The organism is Streptomyces pratensis, from assembly GCF_016804005.1.
Lineage (GTDB): Bacteria > Actinomycetota > Actinomycetes > Streptomycetales > Streptomycetaceae > Streptomyces > Streptomyces pratensis_A.
Genome location: NZ_CP051486.1, coordinates 3,970,372 through 3,994,112, shown reverse-complemented (window position 1 = coordinate 3,994,112; position 23,741 = coordinate 3,970,372). Strand labels below are relative to the sequence as shown.

The 23,741-nt window shown below is 67.9% G+C and carries 13 protein-coding genes and 1 pseudogene; 13 read left to right on the top strand and 1 reads right to left on the bottom strand.

The genetic code is table 11. The features are described 5' to 3' along the window. From HED23_RS16235 to HED23_RS16175, 13 genes and pseudogenes are all read left to right on the top strand, one after another. Positions 1-9,336, top strand: a complete 9,336-nt coding sequence (locus HED23_RS16235) for an SDR family NAD(P)-dependent oxidoreductase (RefSeq protein ID WP_203184111.1) — start codon at positions 1-3, stop codon at positions 9,334-9,336. Further along, positions 9,333-10,697 carry a PfaD family polyunsaturated fatty acid/polyketide biosynthesis protein gene (locus HED23_RS16230; RefSeq protein ID WP_203184110.1) on the top strand — a complete coding sequence of 455 codons (1,365 nt, stop codon included), beginning with the start codon at positions 9,333-9,335 and terminating at the stop codon, positions 10,695-10,697. Before HED23_RS16235 ends, HED23_RS16230 begins: the two co-directional genes overlap by 4 nt. Before the next feature lie 90 nt (positions 10,698-10,787). Beyond that, positions 10,788-11,879, top strand: a complete 1,092-nt coding sequence (gene fabD / locus HED23_RS16225; protein ID WP_238441986.1) for an ACP S-malonyltransferase — start codon at positions 10,788-10,790, stop codon at positions 11,877-11,879. Between the two features lie 40 nt (positions 11,880-11,919). Continuing rightward, positions 11,920-13,179, top strand: a complete 1,260-nt coding sequence (locus HED23_RS16220; protein ID WP_203184108.1) for a hydroxymethylglutaryl-CoA synthase family protein — start codon at positions 11,920-11,922, stop codon at positions 13,177-13,179. Continuing rightward, positions 13,167-13,958: an enoyl-CoA hydratase/isomerase gene (locus tag HED23_RS16215; protein WP_203184107.1), complete on the top strand. Its 792-nt coding sequence runs from the start codon at positions 13,167-13,169 to the stop codon at positions 13,956-13,958. The genes HED23_RS16220 and HED23_RS16215 overlap by 13 nt, the downstream gene beginning before the upstream one ends. Before the next feature lie 2 nt (positions 13,959-13,960). Then, positions 13,961-14,713 (top strand): polyketide synthase, encoded by a 753-nt coding sequence (locus HED23_RS16210; protein WP_203184106.1) that lies wholly within the window; start codon positions 13,961-13,963, stop codon positions 14,711-14,713. 4 nt (positions 14,714-14,717) lie between these two features. After that, on the top strand, positions 14,718-14,963 hold the full coding sequence (locus tag HED23_RS16205; RefSeq protein ID WP_203184105.1) for an acyl carrier protein: 246 nt from the start codon (positions 14,718-14,720) through the stop codon (positions 14,961-14,963). After that, the gene (locus tag HED23_RS16200) at positions 14,944-16,191 is read left to right on the top strand and encodes a beta-ketoacyl synthase N-terminal-like domain-containing protein (RefSeq protein WP_203184104.1); all 1,248 of its coding nucleotides are present in this window, start codon (positions 14,944-14,946) and stop codon (positions 16,189-16,191) included. Before HED23_RS16205 ends, HED23_RS16200 begins: the two co-directional genes overlap by 20 nt. 52 nt (positions 16,192-16,243) lie before the next feature. Continuing rightward, positions 16,244-17,209: an acyltransferase domain-containing protein gene (locus HED23_RS16195; protein WP_203184103.1), complete on the top strand. Its 966-nt coding sequence runs from the start codon at positions 16,244-16,246 to the stop codon at positions 17,207-17,209. A 32-nt stretch (positions 17,210-17,241) separates the two neighbouring features. After that, complete coding sequence (locus HED23_RS16190; RefSeq protein WP_203184102.1) at positions 17,242-18,105, top strand: SDR family NAD(P)-dependent oxidoreductase; 864 nt, start codon at positions 17,242-17,244, stop codon at positions 18,103-18,105. A 67-nt stretch (positions 18,106-18,172) separates the two neighbouring features. Next, positions 18,173-22,153 carry an SDR family NAD(P)-dependent oxidoreductase gene (locus tag HED23_RS16185; RefSeq protein WP_203184101.1) on the top strand — a complete coding sequence of 1,327 codons (3,981 nt, stop codon included), beginning with the start codon at positions 18,173-18,175 and terminating at the stop codon, positions 22,151-22,153. Positions 22,154-22,155: 2 nt separating this feature from the next. Next, positions 22,156-22,251: pseudogene (locus HED23_RS16180) on the top strand (IS481 family transposase); the annotation flags it as partial. Positions 22,252-22,299: 48 nt separating this feature from the next. Further along, positions 22,300-22,773 carry a hypothetical protein gene (locus HED23_RS16175; protein ID WP_203187513.1) on the top strand — a complete coding sequence of 158 codons (474 nt, stop codon included), beginning with the start codon at positions 22,300-22,302 and terminating at the stop codon, positions 22,771-22,773. 10 nt (positions 22,774-22,783) lie between these two features. Here the strand turns inward: HED23_RS16175 and HED23_RS16170 are convergent, their stop codons facing one another. Continuing rightward, positions 22,784-23,650 carry a sigma-70 family RNA polymerase sigma factor gene (locus tag HED23_RS16170; RefSeq protein WP_203184100.1) on the bottom strand — a complete coding sequence of 289 codons (867 nt, stop codon included), beginning with the start codon at positions 23,648-23,650 and terminating at the stop codon, positions 22,784-22,786. Positions 23,651-23,741: the final 91 nt, after the last annotated feature.

The following is a 23,741-nucleotide window of genomic DNA, read 5'->3' as shown; positions in this document are numbered from 1 at the left end:
ATGCTGAACGACATTCGGCGCGAAGCCATCACGATGGTGCCCGAAGGCACGCGGGTTCCCCTGCGCCTGCTGTGCCGGGAGCCTGCCGGCGCGACGGACCAGGCAACGGTCATGTCCGCCGGTGCCGCCACGGGCCTGGACGAGGACCTGCTGAGCCGCCTGCTGCTCCTCCAGCTCGAGAGCGCCGGACAGCTGTCCGGCGAGGCTCCGGCCCTGCCCCCCGGAGGCGGACTGCGCCGCTGGCTGGACGAATCCGTGCGGCGGCTGCGCGTTCACGGACTCCTGCACGGCGCCCCCTCGCGGCCGGCCCCGGCGTCGGCCGTGGACAGCTCCGCCGCGTGGGCGGAATGGGAGACCCACGGCGCAGGACAGCAGGGGGACGGCGCCCCGCGGGCCCAGTTCACACTGCTCGACGCCACACTGCGTGCGCTGCCGGGCATCCTGCGCGGCGAGGTGCTCGCCACCGACGTGATGTTCCCCAACTCGTCGATGGAGCTGGTCGAGGGCATCTACCGGGACAACTCCGTCTCCGACCGCTTCAACGGGATCCTGGCGGACGCCGCGGCCGCCGTGGTGCGGGAGATCGTGCGCGCCGACCCGGCCGCCCGCGTCCGCATCCTGGAGATCGGCGCGGGCACCGGCGGCGGGAGCGTCACCGTCTTCGAGCGGCTGGAGCCCTTCGCCGCGCACGTCGAGACGTACTCCTACACAGATCTGTCGAAGTCGTTCCTGATGCACGCGGAGCAGGAGTACGGGCCGCGTTACCCCTATCTGGACTACCGGTTGTTCAACGTCGAGGAACCGCTGGCGGCGCAGGACATGGCCCCCGGTTCCTACGACCTCGTCCTGGCCACCAACGTGCTGCACGCCACGAAGGACATCCGCCGGACGCTGCGCAACGCCAAGGGCGCGCTGAAGAAGCACGGCGTCCTGCTCGCCAACGAGCTGTCCACCCACTCGCTCTTCACACACCTGACGTTCGGCCTCCTCGACGGCTGGTGGCTGTACGAGGACGAGGAGCTGCGCATGCCGGGCGGACCCGGCCTCTCCCCGGAGTCCTGGGAGGAGGCGCTCGACGACGAGGGATTCGGATCCGTGTCCTTCCCGGCGCGGCGGCTGCACGGGCTGGGATACCAGGTGATCGCCGCGGACAGCGACGGCCTCGTGCGGCAGGAGGCCCAGGAGGCCGCGGTCCCGGCGGCGGAAGCCGTCGGCGACGGCCCCGTCCGGCGGGAGGCGGAGGAGAGGGCGGCCGGCAAGGTGCCGGAGCAGGGCCCGGCCGTCGGCGAAGCGCTGGAACAGCACGTCAGGGACACGATCTTCGAGCAGCTGAAGCTGTCGTTGAAGATCGACCGGACGCAGATCGCCGCGGATGACGCCTTCATGGACTACGGCGTCGATTCCATCATCGGTGTGCGGCTGATCCAGGAGATCAACCGTGCGCTCGGCACCGACCTCTCGACGACCGACCTCTTCGACCACGGTTCCGTCAACCGGCTGACGCGGCACATCACCGGCCACGCGCACCCGGCCGGGCCGGCGGCCCCGCCGCAGGCCGAGCGGCGGTCCACGCCCGAGGAGCTCGCATCACCTCCGGTCGTTTCCGGCCGGGCAGCCCGGCCGGACGGGGAGCGGACCTCTGCGGGCCTCCAGGCCAGAGAGCCCATCGCCGTCGTCGGAATGAGCGGAAGATTCGGCGGATCGGCCGACGTCGGGCAGCTCTGGGAGCACCTCGCGCGGGGCCACGACCTCACCGAGCCCGTCTCACGCTGGGACCTGTCGCGCCACCACCCGGCCGGCACCCAGAGCTGTGATCGCGGCAGCTTCATCGATGGGATCGACCGCTTCGACCCGGCCTTCTTCAACATCTCGGGCGTCGAGGCCACCTACATGGACCCGCAGCAGCGGCTCTTCCTCGAGGAGTCGTGGAAAGCGCTGGAGGACGCCGGCTACGCGGGCTCGGACACCCAGGGACGGCGTGTCGGCGTGTACGTCGGCTGCCAGGAGAGCGGGTACGCACAGCTGTTCGGTGCCGAGGCGCCCCCGCAGTCGATGTGGGGCAACGCGCTGTCGGCGATGCCGGCGCGCATCTCGTACCATCTCGACCTCCAGGGCCCGGCGATCGCGGTCGACACCGCCTGCTCCAGTTCGCTCGTCGCCATCCACCTCGCCTGCCAGGGGTTGTGGGGCGGTGAGACCGAGATGGCCCTGGCGGGCGGCGTCTCCGTGCAGTGCACGCCGCAGTTCTACCTGCTGGCAGGCCGCGCCGGGATGCTCTCCGCGAGCGGCCGCTGCCACACCTTCGACGACCGGGCCGACGGCTTCGTGCCCGGCGAGGGTGTAGGAGTCCTCGTCCTCAAGCGCCTCGGCGACGCGATCGCCGACGGTGACCACATCCGCGGCGTCATCAGCGGCTCCGGGATCAACCAGGACGGCGCGTCCAACGGGATCACCGCACCGAGCGCCGCCTCCCAGGAGCGGCTGGAGACCTCGGTCTACGACACCTTCGGGATCCGCCCCGACGACATCCAGATGATGGAGGCGCACGGTACGGGCACCAAGCTCGGCGACCCGATCGAGTACCAGGCCCTGAAGCGGGCCTTCCGGCGGTACACGGACCGGCGCGACTACTGCGCACTGGGCTCGGTCAAGTCCAACCTCGGTCACACCGTCACCGCCGCCGGCGTCGCCGGTGCCATGAAGGTCCTGCTCTCGCTCGAGCACCGGAGCATCCCGCCCTCGATCAACTTCGAGCAGGCGAACGCGCACATCGACATGTCCGACAGCCCCTTCTACGTCAACACGGTGAACCGCCCCTGGGCTGCCGGGAACGACGGCACACGACGTGCGGCGGTCAGCTCCTTCGGGGTCAGCGGGACCAACGCCCACATCGTGTTCGAGGAGGCTCCTGACCCGGTGCCCCGCTCCACCGGACCCACCGGACACCTCGTCACCCTGTCCGCGGCCACCGCCGGGCAACTCGTCGAGCAGGCCGAGCGCCTGATCGCCCACTGTGAGCAGCGGCCGGGGCTGGCCCCGGGAGACATCGCCTTCACCCTCCTCCTCGGCCGCAAGCACCTCGCGCACCGGTTGGCCGTCGTCGTAGGCGACCGTGGGGAACTGGTCCAGAGCCTGCGCACCTGGCTCGACCAGGGGCACAGCCCCCTCGTGCGCGCCGGCGAGGTCCCCGCTCAAGGGATTGAGGAGCGTGCCGCGCTGCGGAACCTCGGTAACGACTGCGTCCGGCAGGCCGCCACCGACCCGGCGGCCCGCACCGAACTGCTGTCGACCGTCGCGGACCTCTACGTCCAGGGCTACGGCCTGGACTACGCCGCCCTCTTCGCCGGAGACCGCTGCACCCGCGTCCCACTGCCGACATACCCGTTCGCCCGTGACCGGTACTGGGTGCCCGAGCAGCGGGCGCTCACGGCTCGTCCCGGCACGGCCGAGCCGCATGCGCTGCTGCACGAGGACGTCTCGGACTTCGACGCCCGGCGCTACCGCACGCGGTTCACCGGCGAGGAGCACTTCCTCACCGACCACGTGGTCAAGGGGCGAAAGGTGCTGCCCGGCGTCGCCTGCCTGGAGATGGCGCGGGCCGCCGCCGCCCTCACCCTGGGGACGCCCGGGCGAGGCGGCGACGCCGACGGCATCGCCCTGCGCAACGTGGTGTGGGCGCGGCCCGTGGCGGTGGACGCCGAGCCCGTCATCCTCCTCACGTCCCTCGTACCCGTGGGGCCCGACGAGGCCCACTTCGAGATCACCGGTACGCCGGGCCCGACGCCCGGTGCCACCCCGGTGGTGCACAGCCAGGGGCAGGTGGTGCGGAGGACAGCAGCGCCGGCGCTGCTCGACGTGCCGGCCCTCCGGGCCGCATGCGACCGGCGGGAGCTGACCGCGGCCCAGCTGTACCGCATGTACGAGGCCATCGGCTTCCGCTACGGCCCCTCACACCGTGGACTGGAGCAGTTGCACGTCGGCCGCGGCCAGGTCCTGGCCCACCTCGTACTTCCCGGCTCGGTGCGTGCCGCTCGCGACGCTTTCGTCCTGCACCCGAGCCTGCTCGACGCGACCCTTCAGGCGTCACTCGGCATCGGCCTCGCCGGCGGGACGGCCGAAACACTCGACGTGACCGGCATGAAGCCCTCCCTGCCGTTCGCGCTGGACGAGCTCGAAGTGCTCGGCAGCTGCGCGGAGTCGATGTGGGCCTGGATCCGTTCCAGCGCGGGCTCCCGGGCGGACGGCACGGTCCTCAAGCTCGACATCGACCTGTGCGACGACCAGGGCCGGGTATGCGTCCGGATCCGTGGCATGTCCTACCGCGTCCTGGGGGGCGAGGCCGACGGAACCGAGCCGGACGCGGTGTCCTGCGTGAGCTTTCTGCCGGTCTGGAGGGAGGCCACCCCGGGCGACCCGGCCCCCGAGCCGCGAGAACACGTCGTACTGCTGCCCGACCTGCCCGCACTCGGCGACCTCCTCGCCCAGCGTGAACCCGCGGCGCGGCTGCTGCACCTGACCTCCGCCGGACCCGGGATCGCGGAACGGTTCACCGAGTACACCGTCCAGGCGCTCGACCACCTGCGCAGCCTCCTTGCCGAGGGTGTGCGGCGCGCGGCCCACATACAGCTCGTCGTCCCCGACGAGAGCGGACTCGCCACCACCCGCGGCCTGTCGGGACTCCTGAAATCGGTACAGGCGGAGCAGCCCGGGCTGCTGCCGCAGGTCGTGCTCGTCGACCCGGCCGGAAGCGCCGAGCAGATGATGTCCCTGCTCGGCGCCGGCCGCCGGCATCCCCACGAATCCTGCGTGCGCCTCCGGGCCGGCCGCGTCGAGGCCCTGGCCTGGCGCGAGGGCGACGCGCCCGCGGAAACCCGGGTGCCATGGCGCAGCGGCGGGGTCTACCTCGTCACGGGCGGACTGGGCGGCATCGGCAAGCTCGTCGCGCAGGACATGGCGGGCGTACGCGACGTCAAGCTCGTCCTGGCGGGCCGCTCGCCGCTCGGACCCGAACAGGAATCCGCCCTCGACGCGCTGCGCGGCCAAGGCGCCGACGTCCGCTACGCGCAGGCCGATGTCGCCCGGGCCGCAGCCGTGCGCACCCTGGTGGACGGCATCGTGCAGGAGCACGGCACCCTGCACGGCATCGTCCACGCGGCCGGGGTGCTGCGCGACGGCCTCGTAGGGGGCAAGACCGCCGAGGAGTGCCGCGCGGTCCTCGCACCGAAGGTCGCCGGTCTGGTGAATCTGGACGAGGCCAGCAAGGACGTACCGCTGGACTTCCTGATGTCGTTCTCCGGCGCGGCAGGGGTGTTCGGCAACGCAGGGCAGAGCGACTACGCGGCCGCCAACGCGTTCCTGGACGCCTACACCCACCACCGGCGGCAGCTGGCCGACCGGGGAGAGCGCTCGGGAGCCTCCGTGTCGGTCGACTGGCCGCTGTGGGCCGAGGGCGGGATGCGGATGGACCCCGGTACCGAAGCGGTCATGAACGAGCGGCTGGGCATGGCGCCCCTGCCGACCGCCGAGGGCATGGACGCGCTGTACGCAGCGCTGGAGGCGCCGCACAGCCAGGTCCTGGTCGTCGCGGGCGACGCCGACCGGATCAGGCGCACCGTGCTGGACCGGCCCGCCGTTCCGGAAGCGGCCCCGCCCGCACCGCCGAGGCCGGCCGGCCCGGTGGAGGGCCCGGCTGCGGCCCGGCCACTGCCTGCGACGGGTGCCGAGGCCGACACGGTGCGCGCCGCCCTGGTCGCCCATCTCCGGAAGGCGTTGAGCGAGGTGATCCAGGTGCCCGGGCACCGGATCGACCCGGCGGCGCCCTTCGAGCGGTTCGGCATCGACTCGGTGCTCGCGCTCTCGGTCACCAACAGGCTGGAGGCCGACTTCGGCTCGCTGTCGAAGACGCTCTTCTTCGAGTACCGGAACATCCAGGAGCTGAGTGCCTACTTCCTCCGCGCCCACGCGGACACGGTGAGGGCGGTCGTCGGCATCCACGGTGAGCCCGCCCGGCCGCCCGTGCCCGAGGCCGGAGACCTCATCCACGGTGAGCCCGGCCGCCCGCCCGTGCCCGGAGACCTCATCCACGGTGAGCCCGCCCGGCCGGCCGGGCCCGAGGCCGGAGCCCCGGTCGCAGTCCCACGGCCTCCGGGCCCGACCGAGGTGCCGTCACCGGCCGAGCCCTCGCGGCCCGCGGCCCGCGAGGACGCGATCGCGGTGATCGGACTCGCCGGCCGATATCCCGGCGCGAAGGACCTGGAGGGGCTCTGGGAGAACCTGGTCGCGGGACGGGACTGCGTGACGGAGGTGCCCCAGGACCGCTGGGAGCACGACCTCTACTACGACCCCGACCGGAACCGGCCCGGCAGGACCCCCACCAGGTGGGGCGGATTCCTGGACGGTGTAGCCGATTTCGACGCACTGTTCTTCAACGTCTCGCCACGCGAGGCCGCCATCATGGATCCGCAGACGCGCCTGTTCCTGGAATGCGTCTGGACCCTGCTGGAGAGCTCCGGCTACACCAGGGACCGGCTGCGCGATGTGCACGGGAGCCGGGTCGGAGTCCACGTCGGCGCGATGTACCAGCAGTACCAGCTGCTGGCGTCCGACATCGTGCACGAATCCATGACGTCGGTGATGAGTTACAGCGCCATCGCCAACCGTGTGTCGCACTTCTTCGACCTGCAAGGGCCGAGCCTCGCGATCGACACCACCTGCTCCTCGTCGCTGGTCGCGATCCACATGGCGTGCGAGGAACTGCGCAGGGGCGGCTGCGACATGATGATCGCCGGTGGCGTCAACCTCTCCCTGCACCCCAAGAAGTACCTGGGACTGAGCCTGGCCGGCCTCACGGGCAGCGACCTCGACAGCCGGGCTCTCCTGGACGGGGACGGTTTCATACCCGCGGAGGGCGTCGGCGCGGTGCTGCTGAAGCCGCTGGCCATGGCCGTCCGTGACGGGGACGAGATCCTCGCCGTCATCCGGTCTAGCGCGACCAACCACAAGGGCCGCACCAGCGGCCCCGTGGTGCCCAGCCCGGACCGGCAACAGCGGCTGATCGAGGAGAACCTGGAGCGGGCGGGCATCCACCCGCGAACCGTCAGCTACGTCGAGGCGTCTGCCAACGGTTCCCAGATGGGCGACGCAGTCGAATTCGCCGCGCTGCGCGGCGCCTTCGGTGAACACACCCAGGACGAGCGGTTCTGCGCCGTCGGGACGGTCAAGTCCACGCTGGGCAACCTTGAGGCGGCCTCGGGCATAGCCCAGCTGAGCAAGGTCGTCCTCCAGCTCGGGCACCGCCGGCTCGTCCCGTTCGTCGGGAGCGGCCGGCTCAACCCGGGCGTGGAGCCGGCGGGCACCGCCTTCTACCTGCCGCAGGAGGCGGAGCCCTGGAACCGGCCCGTCGTGGACATCGACGGCCATGAGCGGGAGTACCCGCTGCGGGCGGCAGTCAACTCCTTCGGAGCGGGTGGCTCCAACGCCCATCTCGTCGTCGAGGAGTACGTGGCGGAGCCCGGGACGGAGGACACCGCCGCACAGGCTTCCGATGACGGCGACCTGATGCCGCAGATCGTGGTCCTCTCCGCCCGCACCGAGGACCGGCTCAGGGCTGTCGCGAGCCTGCTGTCGGAGTTCCTGCCGGCGCAGGCGGACCTGTCCCTCGCCGACCTCGCCCACACACTGCAGTCCGGGCGCGAGGCCATGGAATCCCGGCTGGCGCTGGTTGCGGGGAACACCAAGGAGCTCGCCGCAGGCCTCGCCCACTACCTCGACGGCTCCGAGGAGGCAGCCCCCGTGCCGCTGTTCACCGGCGACGCCGGGCGTGACGACTCGGACCTCGACCTGCTGCTGAGCGGACGGGCCGGCGACGCGCTGGTCCGCGAGCTGCTGGCCGAGAGCGACCTCGAGAAGCTGGCCCTGCTGTGGGCGCGGGGCGGGAACGTGCCCTGGGGGTCCGTGCCGCGCGGCGACCGGACCCCGCGGATGCTGCGGTCGCTGCCGGCCTACCCCTTCGACCGGAAGCGGTACTGGGTGCCCCAGCCCTCGGGACGGGACGCCACGACCGCGATAGCTGCCCCGGCTGCGGTCACCACTGCTCCGGCTGCTGTTCCGGCCGCCGGAGCAGCGGACCGGATCACGGTCGTCGTCGCCGAGCTGCTGGGGATGCGGACGGACGAACTCGACCTCGCGACGCCGCTGGAGGACCTCGGCTTCAGCTCGATCCACGCCACACAGCTCCTCCAGGCCCTCCAGGCCGAGATCGACCCCATGGCCGATCTCGGCGCGCTGGGCGAGTGCCGGTCGACCGGGGACCTGTTGCGGCGCTTCGGGCCCGGGGCTGTCGCATCCGCCGGTGCCGGGCCGGCGCCCGCCGCTCCGGTGCGCATCCCGGAGGTCGTCCAACTCAACGCCGGACGCGAGGGCCGACCGGTCTTCTGGTTCCACGGCGGGCTCGGCGGGGTGGAGGTCTACGCGTCGATCACCGACAGCATCGAGCGGCCCTTCTACGGGATCCAGGCCCGTGGCTGGATGACGAACAGCGATCCGCTGCACGGGATCCCGGCACTGGCCGATCACTACGCGCAGATCATCCGCACGGTCCAGCCCGAGGGCCCCTACGACCTCGGTGGCTATTCGTTCGGCGGCCTGCTGGCCTACGAGGTGACGCGCCGCCTCCAGGAGCACGGCGCGACAGTGGACAGCATCGTCATGGTGGACACCTACGACGACAGCGTGGGGGACGTGACCATGTCGCGCACCGACATGCTGTTGCAGCAGGTCAACGCCCTGTTGTTCGCCGCCTCCAAGCCGGCTCCGGAGGACTTCGCCACCACGCTGGTGCCCGGCCGCGAGGTCGACTGGAACCAGGAGGAGGACGGCCTTCTCGACCAGATGCTCACCCTGGCCCGGGAGCGGGGCCTGAAGGGGGACGCGCAGGCGCTGCGCGACCGGGTGCTGCGCAACCTGCGCGTCCAGGAGGCCTACGGACTGCTGGACTACGACATCGCGTCGCTACCCCGGCCGGAGTCGGTCACCTGCTTCTACTTCCGCAACCGCAGCGGTCTGTTCTACGGAGAGATGGAGCCGCTGTTCTCCACCCAGGAGGACGGCGCGGTCCTGGACCACGGCGTCTACTGGGCGGAGTGGCAGCGGCAGCTGCCGAACTTCCACCAGGTCGACGTGGACTCGGCGAACCACTTCGTGATGCTCGGCGACCCGGCGGCACTCACCACCGTGCGGTCCTTCTGCAAGCTGTTCTACACCGGCAAGCGGGACAAGCGGCTCCCTGTGGCGAAGGCATGGGTCACCCGCCACCAGAAGGCGCAGGACAAGAGGTGAAGGCGGCGGGAGAACCCGGGGAGGACATGGCGGCGCGGCTCGGCTGTGCCTCCTTCCGCAGGGACTTCGGTGTCGGCTACGCCTATCTGGCAGGGTCGATGTACCGAGGTATCGCCTCGAAGGAGCTCGTGGTCGCCATGGGGCGAGCCGGCTTCATGGGATTCCTGGGCGCCGCCGGCCTGAGCCCCGAGCGGGTGACGGACGACATCGCCCACATCCGTCGGCATCTGGCCCCCCACCAGCCCTTCGGTGTCAATCTGCTCTGCGACCTCAGGCACCCGGCACGGGAGACGGCCGCCGTCGAGCTGCTGCTCGCCCATGGTGTGCGCGTCATCGAGGCATCGGCCTTCATCAAGGTCACCCCGGCCCTGGTCCTGTTCCATCTGTCGGGGCTGCGGGCCCGGCCGGGAGGCGGTGTCGCCCGTGACACGCGGATCGTCGCCAAGGTCTCCCGGCCCGAGGTGGCCCGCGAGTTCATGCGGCCCGCGCCGCAGGAGATCGTCGCGCAGCTGGTCGCGGAGGGCCGGGTCACTCGCGAGCAGGCCGCGCTGGCCCGGGGGGTTCCGGTGGCGCAGGACCTCACCGTGGAGGCGGATTCAGGGGGCCACACCGACCGCGGGGTGTCCACCGTGCTGCTGCCGTCGATGCAGAGCCTGCGGCTGCGCATGACGCGGGAGTTCGGTTACGGCGAGAGGATCCGTCTCGGTCTCGCCGGGGGGATAGGGACGCCGCACGCGGTCGCCGCCGCCTTCGCCATGGGTGCCGACTTCGTCATGACCGGTTCCATCAACCAGTGCACGGTCGAGGCCGGCGTCAGCGATGCGGTGAAGGACCGGTTGCAGACCATCGATGTCCAGGACACCGATTACTGTCCGGCGGGCGACATGTTCGAGATCGGCGCCCTGGTACAGGTTCTGAAGAAGGGCGTTCTCTTTCCCGCCCGGGCGAACCGGTTGCACGCGCTGTACAAGAGCTACGACTCATGGGAGGAGATCCCGCAGGGGGTTCGCCGGCAGATCCAGGACACTTTCTTCAAGAAGAGCGTCGACGAGGTCTGGAGGGAAACCTGTGAGCACCTCCTGAAGACAGGCCGAGAGTCGGAGATCGAGCGGGCCGAGCGCAGTCCGAAGCGGCGCATGGCTCTCCTCTTCCGCTGGTACTACGGCTACAGCAGCCGACTCTCCTTCATGGAAACCGATTTCGATCCTGTCAATGTGCAGATCCACACCGGGCCTGCGCTGGGGGCTTTCAACCAATGGGCGCGGGGCGCTCCATGGGAAAGCTGGAGAAATCGGCACCCGGACCGGATCGCGATGGAGCTCATGCGCGAAGCTTCCTCGATTCTCGCCGAGTACGGGTAGGCGTAGGAACAGGTTTTCTGGCAAGGTACAGGCGACACGTCATCGCGGTCCTCGCGACCAGGTTTGGAAGATTTCGAGAAAGGATTTCCCATGCGGACCTACGTCTTCCCCGGGCAGGGGGCGCAGCAGAAGGGAATGGGTTCTTCCCTCTTCGATGAATTCAGCGACCTCACGCGGTCGGCCGACTCGATCCTGGGCTACTCCATCAAGGACCTCTGCCTGGAGGATCCGGACAGGCTGCTCGACCAGACGCAGTACACCCAGCCCGCGATGTATGTGGTCAACGCCCTGTCCTACTACCGGAAGCTCCGCGAGACCGGGCTGGTTCCGGACTTCGTCGCAGGCCACAGCCTCGGCGAGTACAACGCTCTGCTCGCGGCCGAGGTCTTCGACTTCGAGACCGGCCTGCGGATGGTGCGCAAGCGCGGAGAGCTGATGGGCAGGGCCTCGGGCGGCGGTATGGCAGCCGTCCTGAACGCCTCGGAGGCGGAGATCCGCACCATTCTCGCGGAGAACGGACTCGACTCCGTCGATCTGGCGAACTTCAACACGCCGTCCCAGATCGTGATTTCCGGCCGCGCCGAGGACATCGAGACGGCGAGGCCGCTCTTCCAGACCGGAAACCACCTGTTCGTTCCGCTGAGGACGAGCGGAGCATTCCACTCCCGGTACATGGAGTCGGCCCGCGTGGAGTTCGACGGATTCCTTTCAGGGATTTCCTTCTCGAAGCCGCGCATACCGGTTGTCTCCAATGTGACGGCGAGGGTGTACGAGGATCATCTCGTCAAGGAGAGCCTGACGAAGCAGATGGTCAATGCCGTGCGATGGTCCGACACGGTGGAGCACCTGCTCGGATACTCGGGGATGGAGTTCGAAGAAGTCGGTCACGGTACTGTGCTGACTAAAGTGCTGAAAAAGATTCTCCGCGAACTCGCAAATGAGAGAAAAGCTCCGCTGCGCACCGCCCGGAAGTCGACCGAGAATGCTGTGGAAACGGTCCGGAGGTGGAACGAGAGGTATACGGTCGGAACACGGTTCCGGTCCACCTCCGGGAATTATGGAAACCTTGAGACCGCTACGGCGGCAACCGTTCTCTTCGGGCACCGGGCGGCCGTCTACATGCAGGGTTACCGAGGATATTTTGATCTCCAGGAACTGGAGCCGGTCGCAGCAGCGCAGTGACTCGTACCGAACCGACCAGCAAGCCCCAGTGGGAGAACTGATGACGACCGTTGGCATCGAAGCAATGAACATCTTCGCCGGCACCTGCTATCTCGACGTGGAGAAGCTGGCGATCCACCGCGGGCTCGACACCGCGAGGTTCGACAACCTCCTCATGAAGCAGAAGACCGTGGCGCTGCCCTACGAGGATCCGGTGACGTTCGGCGTCAACGCGGCCAAGCCCCTCATCGACGCCCTGTCGCCCGAGGAACGGGATTCCATCGAACTGGTCATCACCGCGACCGAGTCGGCGTTCGACTTCGGCAAGTCCATGAGCACGTACTTCCACGACCTGCTCGGGCTGAACCGTAACTGCCGCCTCTTCGAGATCAAGAACGCCTGCTACTCGGGCGTCGCAGCGCTGCAGACAGCGGCGAACTTCATCCTGTCGGGAACCTCACCGGGCGCGAAGGCGCTGGTGATCGCCACCGACATCACGCGGTTCATGGTCGCGGAGAGCGGCGACGCACTCTCCGAGGACTGGTCCTTCGCCGAGCCGAGCGGCGGCGCCGGCGCCGTGGCGATGATCGTCAGCGACACCCCGCACGTCTTCCAGATCGATGTCGGCGCGAGCGGCTACTACGGCTACGAGGTGATGGACACCTGCCGTCCCCTCCCCGACAGCGAGGCGGGTAACGCGGACCTGTCCCTGCTGTCCTACCTGGACTGCTGCGAGAACTCCTTCCGCGAGTACCAACGGCGTGTAGGCGACGTCGACTTCGTGTCGACCTTCGGGTACCTCGCCTTCCACACACCCTTCGGCGGAATGATCAAGGGCGCGCACCGCAACCTGATGCGCAAGGTCGCCAAGGCGCGTCCGGCGGACATCGAGGAGGACTTCCAACGGCGCATGCACCCCGGCCTGACCTACTGCCAGCGCGTCGGAAACGTCATGGGTGCGACCACCATGCTCTCGCTGGCCAGCACCATCGACAACGCGGACCTCTCCAGTCCCCAGCGCATAGGCGTCTTCTCGTACGGCTCCGGCTGCTGCTCCGAATTCTTCAGCGGCGTCTCCCGCCAGGAGAGCCAGGACCGCACACGCGGCCTCGGCATGGAGAAGCACCTCAGTACCCGGTACGAGTTGACGATGCCGGAGTACGACTCATTGCTGCAGGCCAACCACGCCGTGAAGTTCGGCACCCGGAACGCCCTCCTCAACACCGACATCGTTCCGCAGGCCCGGACCGCGCTCGGCCAGGAACTCCTGTTCCTGAAGCAGATCGACGAGTTCCACCGGGAGTACCAGTGGGTGTCCTGAACCCCGCGGGATACGACACCGTCAAGGTTCGCTTCGAGAACGAGATCTGTTTCCTCCAGCTGCACCGGCCGGAGGCGGGCAACACCATCAACACCCGCCTGGTCGAGGAGTGCGCCGACGTGGTGCGCTTCGCCGAGGAGCACGCCAAGGTCCTTGTCCTGGAAGGCCTGCCCGAGGTGTTCTGCTGGGGCGCCGACTTCGGGGAGATCGCCGCAGGGGAGGGGGACGGGGGCACCGCGGACGAGGGATCGCCCGCGACGGCCCTGTACGACCTGTGGCTCTCTCTGGCGTTCGGATCGTTCGTCTCCGTGGCGCACGTGCGCGGCAAGGTCAACGCCGGGGGACTCGGGTTCGTCGCCGCATGCGACATCGTGGTGTGCGCCGACACCGTGACGTTCAGCCTGTCGGAGCTGCTCTTCGGACTCATGCCGGCCTGTGTCCTCCCCTTCCTGATCAGGAAGGTCGGCCTGGCCAAGTCCAACTTCATCACGCTCATGACCCAGCCGTTCACCGCCCAACAGGCCGTGGAGTGGCAACTCGTCGACTCCAGCGCCGAGAACAGCGACAACCTGCTGCGCCGGCACCTCCTGCGACTGCGCTACCTGCCCAAGACGGGAGTGACCCGCTACAAGAAGTACCTGCGCAACCTCGACGACATTCTGCTCGCCTCCCGGGACAAGGCCGTCGCGGCCAACAAGGAGGTGTTCTCCGACGAGGAGAACCTGCGCAAGATCGAGCGCTACGTGAAAACAGGGCAGTTCCCCTGGGAAGGAGAGTAGGAATGCAGAGCCCACCCGTGGAGTACCGGGAGATCACCTCTTCCGTCGTCCAGATCACCATGCAGGACCAGGTGCACAAGAACACCTTCTCCGACGAGCTCATCACCGGCCTGCAGGATGCCTTCGCGAGGGTCGGGGCGAACGAGCGGTGCAAGGCAGTGGTTCTCACCGGCTACGGCAACTACTTCGCCAGTGGTGGCACCAAGGAGAGCCTCCTGCTGATCCAGGAGCGGCGCATCAGCTTCACCGATGCCGACATCTACGGCCTGGCCCTGGACTGCCCCGTGCCCGTCATCGCCGCCATGCAGGGCCACGGCATCGGCGGTGGCTTCGCCATGGGAATGTTCGCCGACTTCGTGATCCTCAGCCAGGAGAGCATCTACACGACGAACTTCATGAAGTACGGATTCACTCCCGGCATGGGCGCGACCCTGGTCCTGCCCAGGAAGCTCGGTTCCAGCCTCGCCGGGGAGATGCTGCTCTCGGCGAAGACCTACTACGGCCACGAGCTGAAGGAACGTGGAGTCCCCTTCCCGGTCCTGCCGCGCGCCGACGTGCTGCCCCACGCCCTCGAGCTGGCCGAGACCCTCGCCGAGAAGCCCAGGATCTCCCTGGTCACCCTCAAGAGTCACCTCGTGTCAGAACTCCGCGCCGAACTCCCGCACTACATCGAGCGCGAGGTGGCCATGCACGCGAAGACCTTCCACCAGCCCGAGGTCCGGGCCCTCATCACATCCCACTACACAGGAGGCTGAACACATGCCGGACAACCGCGTCTTCGACCTGATAGCGCAGCACACCCGCGAGGTGATACCCGAACTCGACGGCCACCACTTCGAGCCCTCCGATTCGCTGCGCGACCTGGGAGCCAACTCCATCGACCGGGCAGAGATCATCATCATGACCCTGGAGTCGCTGTCGGTGAGCATCCCCCTGGTCGAACTGGCGGACGCGAAGAACATCGGCGAACTGGCGGATCTCATCCATGGCAAGTCCGCAGTCTGACGCCCGCGATGTCGTCGTCACGGGCCTGGGCGTCACCACCGCGGTGGGGCAGGGCAAGGACGACTTCGTCGCGGCACTCCTCGACGGCCGCCACGCCTTCGGGTTCCTGCAGCGTCCGGGGCGACGGACTCCGGGTTCCTCCGGCGACGGAACCGAACCCTTCCTGGGTGCCGAGATGGGGGAGCCGGCCCTGCCCGGGAGCATCGCCGCGCGCACCGTGCGCACGGCGTCGCTCTCGGCCAGGGCGGCGCTGACCACTCTGCACGAGGCATGGCACGATGCCGGGCTGGACGATGCGGATCCGTCCCGCATCGGCCTGGTGGTCGGCGGGTCCAACGTCCAGCAGCGAGAACTGACACTGCTGCACGCACGCTACGCGGACCGCCCCGAGTTCCTGCGCCCGACGTACGGCATGGGCTTCATGGATTCGGACCTGTGCGGTTTCTGCACCGAGCAGTTCCCGATCCGCGGATTCGCCCATACGCTCGGCGGCGCTTCGGCCAGCGGACTGCTCGCGGTGCTCCAAGCCGTGCGGGCGGTACAGTCCGGCCAGGCGGACGTCTGCATCGCCCTGGGCGCGCTCATGGACCTGTCGTACTGGGAATGCCAGGCGTTCCGGGCCATGGGCGCCATGGGCTCCCACCGCTGGGCCGACGACCCGGCCGCGGCCTGTCGCCCCTTCGACCGGAACCACGACGGCTTCATCTTCGGCGAGGCATGCGCCGCGGTGGTCGTCGAGCGGGCGGACGGGCGCGGGCATCCGGCGCCGTACGCGCGTTTCCGCGGCGGCGGTACGGCGATGGACGGCACCCGCAATCCCCACCCCTCGCTGGAGGGAGAGGTGGCAGTCATCGAGGCGGCGCTGCGCGAAGCCGGCATGCCAGCGTCCGCCGTCGACTACGTCAACCCGCACGGCACCGGATCGCCCACCGGTGACGCGGTCGAGTTGCAGGCGCTCGCCCGCTCCGGTCTGACCCACGCCCGTATCAACGCGACCAAGTCGATCACGGGGCACGGGCTCACCGCGGCGGGGGCGGTGGAGATCGTGGCCACGCTCCTGCAGATGCGGGAGCAGAAGCTGCACCCCACCCGAAACCTCGTGGATCCGCTGGACGAGACGTTCCCCTGGGTGCGCGAGAAGGCTGAGGACTTCTCGTTCCGGACGGCCGTCAGTCTGAGCATGGGCTTCGGAGGGATCAGCTCGGCGATCTGCCTCGAGAAATGCTGAAGGAGACGACCGCGTTCCGGACCCACGACGGAGACCCTCGAAAGCAGCGGCGATGACCAGACCTACCGTGTTCATGTACTCGGGGCAGGGCTCCCAGTACTTCCACATGACCCGCGAACTCTATGAGCGGCACCCGCGCTACCGGCTGTGGCTGGACCACTGCGACGACATCGCGTTCCCCGTTCTCGGCAAGTCGGTCGTGGATACGATCTTCGACCCGGACCGTTCGAAGAGCGATCCGTTCGACTCGCTGGCGGACTCCAACGCGGCATTGCTGTGTGTGGAGTACAGCCTCACACGGGTGATTCAGGAAATGGGTCACCGGCCCGACGCCCTGGTGGGCTACAGCCTGGGAGAAATCACCGCAGCCGTGGTCGCGGAGGTGATTCCTCTGGAGTTCGGGATCTCCTTCGCCGTCGAGTTCGCGCGGATACTGGCGGAGCGGACACCGTTGTCCGGGATGCTGGCAGTCCTCTGTTCCGCAGAAGTCCTGCGCAGTCATGCCGGGTTGTTCGCCGACTGCTGGGTGACGGGCCGCAACTTCGACGGCAACTTCGTGGTCAGCGGTCGGGTCGACGCGGTCGCGCGTCTGGAACACGCCTTGGGTCAGGAGGCCGTCGTGTGCCAGCGGCTGCCGGTCAACTACGGCGTGCACACCGAACTCATCGACCCTGTCGAGGAGGAGGTGCGCGGCATCCTCGGCACCGCGAACTTCGCCCCGCCGCGCATCCCGATCGTCTCGTCCGCTTCGACGGACCAGGTCGTGGAAGTGACGGCCGACGTCGTCTGGGCCGCCATGCGCCGTCCGGTGGATTTCGCGCAGACCATCGAGAAGGTGACTGCCGCAGGTGACGCGACCTTCATGGACCTGGGGCCCAGCGCGACACTCGCGACGTTCGTGAAGTACATCCTGCCGCCGGGCAGCGGCTCCGCGCAGGTGCACACCATCAACCGCTTCGGACAGGACCTGAAAGCGCTCAGCGAGTTTCAGGTGAAGACAGCATCTTCATGTGGCTGAGGACGAGCCGGAATCCAGGAGGACATCCGTTCATGTCAACACCTAGTGCCATCAGAATCTATCGGGACGCCACCGCCGTCATCACGGGCGCCGCGTCGGGGATCGGCCGTGCGCTGGCCGAGGAACTCGTCGCCCGCGGCTGTGAGGTCGTACTGGCCGACCTCCAGATCGACCAGGCCGAGGAACTGGCCGCCACTCTCCGGGGGGCCGGGGGAAAGGCGACCGCCGTCCGGCTGGACGTCACCGACCACGCGACGTTCGAACAGCTCGTCAAGGACACCGTCGCGCGCACCGGACGTCTGGACTACCTGTTCAACAACGCCGGCATCAGCCACGGGATGGGGGCGGGCGCCCGGCACTACCGCATCGAGGACTGGCGCCGCATGATCGACGTCAACCTCGTCGGTGTCGTCAACGGCGTCCAGTCGGCGTACAACCTCATGATCGACCAGGGTTTCGGCCACATAGTGAACACCGCCTCCCTGGCGGGCCTGGTCCCGAGCGCGGGCACGACCTCGTACGTCACAACCAAACACGCCGTGGTCGGGCTCTCGCACAATCTGCGCATCGAAGGCGCTCAGCTCGGAGTACGCGTGAGCGTGCTCTGCCCGGGCGTCATCCGGACCCCGCTCATCGAGGGAGGTGTGTACGGCCGCAGCGTCGAGGGTGTGACCAGTGAGATGGCGCGGGAGATGTGGGAGGAACAGAAACCGATATCAGCCGAGGAGTTCGCCAAAAAATCGCTCGACGCGGTCGCCCGGAACAAGGGAATCATCGTGGTTCCCGCCTTCTGGAAGCTGTTCTGGTGGCTTTTCAGGTTGTCGCCGTCCCTCAGTCTGAAAATCGCCACGAAGAAGTTCCGGGATCTCGGTGGACGCGTGACTGCCGGCAGCTGACCTCGAGTATTTCCGTGGATCGAACCCATAGACCTCTGCCGACATTGTGTGAACAGGGAGTGCCGATATGATCAGTGGGGCGCCTTACTCTGCGGTCGCCGACTGTTTCTACTCGACGGTATGGGTGGAGGCAGAGGGGGCCTCAGGGGTTTCGTTGCCGGGTTCACATCTGCTGCTGTCGTCTTCGGACGTCGACGTCGACGCCGACCTGCCGGACGGGTGGGTCAGCCGCGTTGTCCGTGGCCCGGATTCGCTGAGCGACGTACTCGCCGAGCAGGCCTGGGGCTGCGTCGCGGTTCTGAGTGAAGGGCGAGAGGCCGATGTGTCGTCGGGGCTTCGAGTTCTGCAAGCCTGCTCGGGGGGAGCGCGCTCGTCCCCGGCCAGGGTCGTCTTCCTGCCGGCGCCGGGTGCGGTCGACGACGCGGGGTTGTGGGGGCTTTGCCGGACTGTCAGGCTGGAGCGGCCCGACCTTTCGGTCCACTGCATCGAGGCATCGAGGGAGCAGCTCCCACGAGCGTTGACTCTCAGTCGGAGCGACCGTCTGGAGGGCGACCACCGGTTCACCCCGAGCGGTGTCCTCCAGGTGCCGAGACTGCGACGGCACACTCCTGGCGACGAAGGGTTCGCCGCTCGCCCGGATGTGACGTACGTGGTGAGTGGTGGTTCGGGTGCCCTGGGTCTGGTGGCGGCAGGGTTCCTGGTGGACCGAGGGGCGCGGCATGTGGCGCTGCTGTCCCGGTCGGCGCGTGCGGGAGCTCCTGTGCCGCCCGAGGTCGCGGAGTTGCGGCGGTCCGCTCGGGTCGAGCCTGTGACGTGTGACGTCAGCGACCTGCGGAGTGTGCGTCGCGCGCAGGACGCCATGACGCAAGCCGGTATGCCGCCGGTGGCCGGGGTGGTCCACACCGCGGGTGTCCTGGCCGACGGTGTTGTGGCGAATCAGTCGGAGCCGAAGCTGAAGCAGACGTACGGGGCCAAGGTCGACGGCGCGAAGAATCTGCGGAACGTCTTTGCCCCGACGGACTTTCTGGTGATGTTCTCCTCGGCTGCGTCGGTCTTCGGGGCTGTTGGTCAGGCCAGTTATGCCGCGGCGAACGCGACGATCGACGCGTTGGCCGAGTCCTGGTCGCTGCGGGGTGAGCCCGCCCTCTCGATCCAATGGGGCACGTGGTCCGATTCCGGCATCGCGGTGCGTCACAACGCGGTCGAGCGTGCTAGGGGCTCGGGTTACGGCGCGATCGACAACGGTCTCGGGGTCGCGGCGTTGGACCGGTTGCTCGCCGGGCCCGAACGGGGAGCGGTCTGCGTTTCCCCTGTGGACTGGGACACGCTGTCGCTCGCGAACAGCTTCCTGTCACGCTTCACGGCCCGGCGGAAAACCGATTCACCGGTACCGGAGCTGGGAGATGTGCGGCAGGTCGTCCGCATGGCGGCCCGGGAAGCTGTCGGAAGGCAGATCGAAGACAACTCGATACTGTCGGAATCCGGTTTGGACTCGCTGGGCAGCGTACTGCTGCGAAACAGGATCGCGTCCGACCTCGGAGTCGTCCTGCCGACGCCGTTCCCCGAGGAGGCGGCAGACATCCGCTCCCTGGTGGAGTATGTCTTCGAGCAGACGCGGATGCTGGCTCGATCTGGCGAGGCTCGGCCTGCTCGACAGGATCCCGTGTCACGGAAGCAGGTACCGCAAGGTCCCGCGTCACGTGAGCCGGTGCCGCAGGAGCTCATGTCACGTAGGCCGGTGCCGCGGAAGCCGGCATCGCGGACATCTGATGTGTCGCGGGCGCCCGCCTCTCCGACTCTGCCGATTCTGGTCATAGGGGCGGGCCTGGGTGGTCTCGGCTTCGCCCGGCGGCTCGAAAGAATGGGCATCGCAGCAATCGTCATGGAGAAGCGGGATCGTGTCGGCGGTGTGTGGAGCTCCCTTGCCAACACGGATTCCAAGGTTCAGATCGACTCCCCGGCATACAGTTTCGACAGTGCGTCGCCATCGGTACACGGCGACCACCGATGGGGGGCTGTTTTTCCGGGCAGGGACGAGGTTCTCCAACAGGCGAACTCCGTCTCGTCCGAACTGAAGGAGCCGATTCGCTTCAACTGTGAAGTGCTTTCCGTCAGGAAGGTGCGAGAACAGGAATACGAGGTTGCATATCTTCAGGGAGGCGTCGCCGGGTCCGTCAGGGTCTCAGGTGTGGCGGCACTCACCGGCGGGCTCCATCGGCCGGTGCTGCATCGATTCCGCGAAGAGCACCTCTTTGCAGGGCATGTCGGACTGGGGGTTGCCGACGACACGCCCCCGGAAAAGTTCAACGACGCAGCGGTAGTGATTGTCGGGCACGGTGCATTCGCCTTGGAGAACATGCGAACTGCCCTGGAGAACGGTGCGCGACATGTGACGATCATTTGTCGGCGACGCAACCTGGTCGTGTCCACTCTCTGCAACTGGGTGATCAATTCGAGTGAAGGGGCGACACCGCTCAACGATGTCGTCGACATCATGCGTCCCTTCTATGACCTCTGCGGCATCGACATCGAGTCCCTTCCCTCACTCTCTCAGGAGGAGGACGGGGATTTCGTGCTGGACCAGTCGACTGTTCCTGCGGCCTCCGATGTCTACTTCCTGGCGCAGGCGCTCGGAAAGGTCACCGTCCTGGAGAGCGAGATCGCTTCTGTCTCGGGTCGCTCGGTCTTCACCGAGAGCGGAGAGGAGGTGGAGGCCGATGTGTTGGTCAAATGCCTCGGATCGCGTACGGACCGGAACGTCCTGGCGAAGATCTTCGGCGAAGACAGCAAGGTCGAGGGGTTCTGGGTCGACGGAGACCCCAACCTGTTCACCTACAACGACGGTGCGCAGATCCCTCGAAAGGCGAAATCCCTGCTCTGCTCGAGTTACGTCTTCTTCCTTCAGGCGTTCGCCGAAGCCTACCTGCATTTTCGGGACAACCCCGGCGAACTGAAGGCACTGTTCGACAGGATCGCGGTCGGAGCCCCGGAGAGGTCGTCCTCCGAGCGGTTGCTCGTGGAGTTGTGGGACTTCATAGAGCGCGCGAAGAAGAACGTTGCTTCGCGGACCGTCGAGCTCTGCCCGTTCGACCGCTTCCAGAAGGAGAGAGAGGCGGAGTGGCGAGCCTACTCAGCGTTGATGGGCGATTCCGGGGACGGGCAGGAGGGGCTTTGGGGTGTGATGTCTCCGACGATGTCGCTGCTTCACCGACGGGACCCCGCGTTCCCCGTGGAACGACGTTTCGAGCACGACGACTTCGGCTCGGTGAGCATTTTCGTGCCGCGCCGGCACAGGGTGCTTTTCCTTCCGGGGCGGGGGACCGACGGGCGTCTTTCGCGAGCCATGCTGAAAAGGGCCGGCTGGACAAGGCGCGAAGATCTTGAGTTCGTGATTCCCGATGCTCCTTATGCTATGCCGGCGTTCTCCGGTGCGGAGGAACTGAAAATTCGGGGCCTGGACTCTCTGGTCGAGGCGGGTCTCTATGATGTCGCGGGAACCTATCGGGAGTGGAAAGCTGGTTCTTCGGAGCTGTGGGACCGGTACCACGGGATTCCCGTCGCTTCCGAAAGTGCTGATCCTGAGAGGGCTTTGAGCTCGGTCCTCCAGTACCTCAGAACGGTTGCGGAGGAGCATGGTCCTTTCTCCGGCGTCGCCGGATTCGGTGAAGGTGCCGCTGTTGCCTCTGCCGCTCTGCACTGTCAGGCCCTGGGACGTGATGTGGGACTGGGTGATGCACGGTTCTTCATCGCCATGTCCGCCTGGCGCTCACCCGCCCATGAGCGCGCCGGAATATTCGAGAAGGCCCGGCCTGTCGATGTTCCCGTACTTCAGACGCTCGGGGAGAGGGAAGCGGATGTGTTCCATGCTGCTGCTCCGGTGTTCGGCCGGGACTTTCGAACGGTTTTCGAACACAGGCACTTGGGCGGACACACCTATCCTTCGCTCACACGCAGTCTCGATCAGAAGCTCAACCGTCTGCTTCATGCCGCATTCTCCAGGCACGTCGATCCGGAGCATCTTGATTCCAGCCTCGTCGACGGTGCGTGAGCGAGGTGATCGAGCTCGGCCGGATTCCGGACGGCGGAGGCCGCAAGGCCCTGGGGGATCAGGCCGGCCGGGCCACCCGCAGCCAGACGGGTCTCGACTGCCCGCGACGCAACGTTCGGCGGCAGGTGAGCGTCTCATCGGGTGTGATGGATCTTCCTGAGACCACGAACCCCGTCGACACCCAGGACGAGCACGAGGACGAGCGGGTGCGGTCCGGCCCGCTCCGGCGCCATGTGCTGTGGGCGGTGCTCGTCACCGCCGCCGGAGTGACGTTGGGGTGGTTGGGAGCCCTCTTCCGCATCGGCCCGGAGGAGTACGGCCTGCCGCCCGCCGCGCCGGGAGCGCTCTGGCCCTATCTGCTCGCCTGGGCCGTGATCGGCCTGGGGTTGGGCGTCATCCTGCGGCTCGTGGCGGCCAAGGTGCCGGTCTACTCCCCGTCGGAGGTCCTCCTCGGCTCCGTCATGATCGGCACCCGGCTGTCCCTGGGCTGGCGGCCGGAGCCCCTCGAAGCCGCGGGCCTGGCCGCGGCCGCGCTGCTCCTGGTCATCGTCTGGTGCGCGGTCGCACTGCGCGGAGCGGCCGTCGTGCGACGGTCCCAGGACGCTGCCGGGGCCGCCTAGATGTTGCGGGTCAGGAGGTTGTTGACGGCGGAGCTGCCGCAAAGTGGTCGTGGGTCAGGGCCGATCGCAGCGAGATTCTCGTGACCTTCTGATTGGCTGTGCTGATCTCGATCGTGGCGAGGGGATGTCCTCCCGGGGCGATGAGGTACACCGGCTTGTTGTTGACAGTGAGTCTGCAGGCCGACCCAATGCGATCACGGAAGTGCACGGCCTCGGTGGCAATGTCGACAGCACCGGTGACGGCGGTGCGGGCTCCGCGAGGCAGGAGCGCAGCGTCGGCGTCGCGGACGCTGTCGGGCGCGAGCAGCTGGATCATTCTGCGCGTATCCCCCGTTTGGGCTGCTGCCAGGAACGCTTCGACGATCTGCTGGTCCGGTTGACTGCTCCGCTCCGAGGCGTGCTGGGCGCTGTCGAGGCGTTGTCGGGCTCTGCTGGCGTGTTTCTTGGCACTGGGCACTGTCCCGCCCAGTACGTGCGCAATCTGGTCGAACGGCATGGAGAACAGGTCATGCAGGACGTACGCGACCCGTTGGGGTGGGGTCAACCGGCTCAACAACACCATGAGCGCCCGGGAGACGTCCTCCGTGCGGAGGATCGCTTCGTCCGCGGCCAGTTCTGCGGCCGGGATGGCGTCCGCGAGCAGCGGCGCTTCGTTGCGACGGCGTCGGGCCCGCAGCTCGTCCAGGCATACCCTGGCGGTGACAGTCGTGAGCCAGGCTGACGGGTTCTCAATCGATGGTGCGAGTCGGGCAGTCATGACCCGCACCCATGCCGTTTGGACGGCATCTTGGGCGTCATGAGCCGAGCCGAGCATGCGGTGGGCAGCCGACAGTAGATGCGGTCGTGCGGTCTCGAATTCTTCGACCGTGATCGGCATGGGTGTCACCTTTCCGGGCTTGCGGACGTCAGGACGGTCGGTTCAACCCATTCCTGTTCGCATCCCGAGGAGATGACACCGTCATGAGCCT

Bases quoted from the DNA above. Each gene is read 5' to 3' on its own strand.
- HED23_RS16235 (WP_203184111.1), top strand. From the start codon at position 1: ATGCTGAACGACATTCGGCGCGAAGCCATCACGATGGTGCCCGAAGGC.
- fabD (WP_238441986.1), top strand. From the start codon at position 10,788: ATGCGGACCTACGTCTTCCCCGGGCAGGGGGCGCAGCAGAAGGGAATG.
- HED23_RS16220 (WP_203184108.1), top strand. From the start codon at position 11,920: ATGACGACCGTTGGCATCGAAGCAATGAACATCTTCGCCGGCACCTGC.
- HED23_RS16210 (WP_203184106.1), top strand. From the start codon at position 13,961: ATGCAGAGCCCACCCGTGGAGTACCGGGAGATCACCTCTTCCGTCGTC.
- HED23_RS16205 (WP_203184105.1), top strand. From the start codon at position 14,718: ATGCCGGACAACCGCGTCTTCGACCTGATAGCGCAGCACACCCGCGAG.
- HED23_RS16200 (WP_203184104.1), top strand. From the start codon at position 14,944: ATGGCAAGTCCGCAGTCTGACGCCCGCGATGTCGTCGTCACGGGCCTG.
- HED23_RS16195 (WP_203184103.1), top strand. From the start codon at position 16,244: ATGACCAGACCTACCGTGTTCATGTACTCGGGGCAGGGCTCCCAGTAC.
- HED23_RS16190 (WP_203184102.1), top strand. From the start codon at position 17,242: ATGTCAACACCTAGTGCCATCAGAATCTATCGGGACGCCACCGCCGTC.
- HED23_RS16185 (WP_203184101.1), top strand. From the start codon at position 18,173: ATGATCAGTGGGGCGCCTTACTCTGCGGTCGCCGACTGTTTCTACTCG.
- HED23_RS16175 (WP_203187513.1), top strand. From the start codon at position 22,300: ATGGATCTTCCTGAGACCACGAACCCCGTCGACACCCAGGACGAGCAC.
- HED23_RS16170 (WP_203184100.1), bottom strand. From the start codon at position 23,650: ATGCCGATCACGGTCGAAGAATTCGAGACCGCACGACCGCATCTACTG.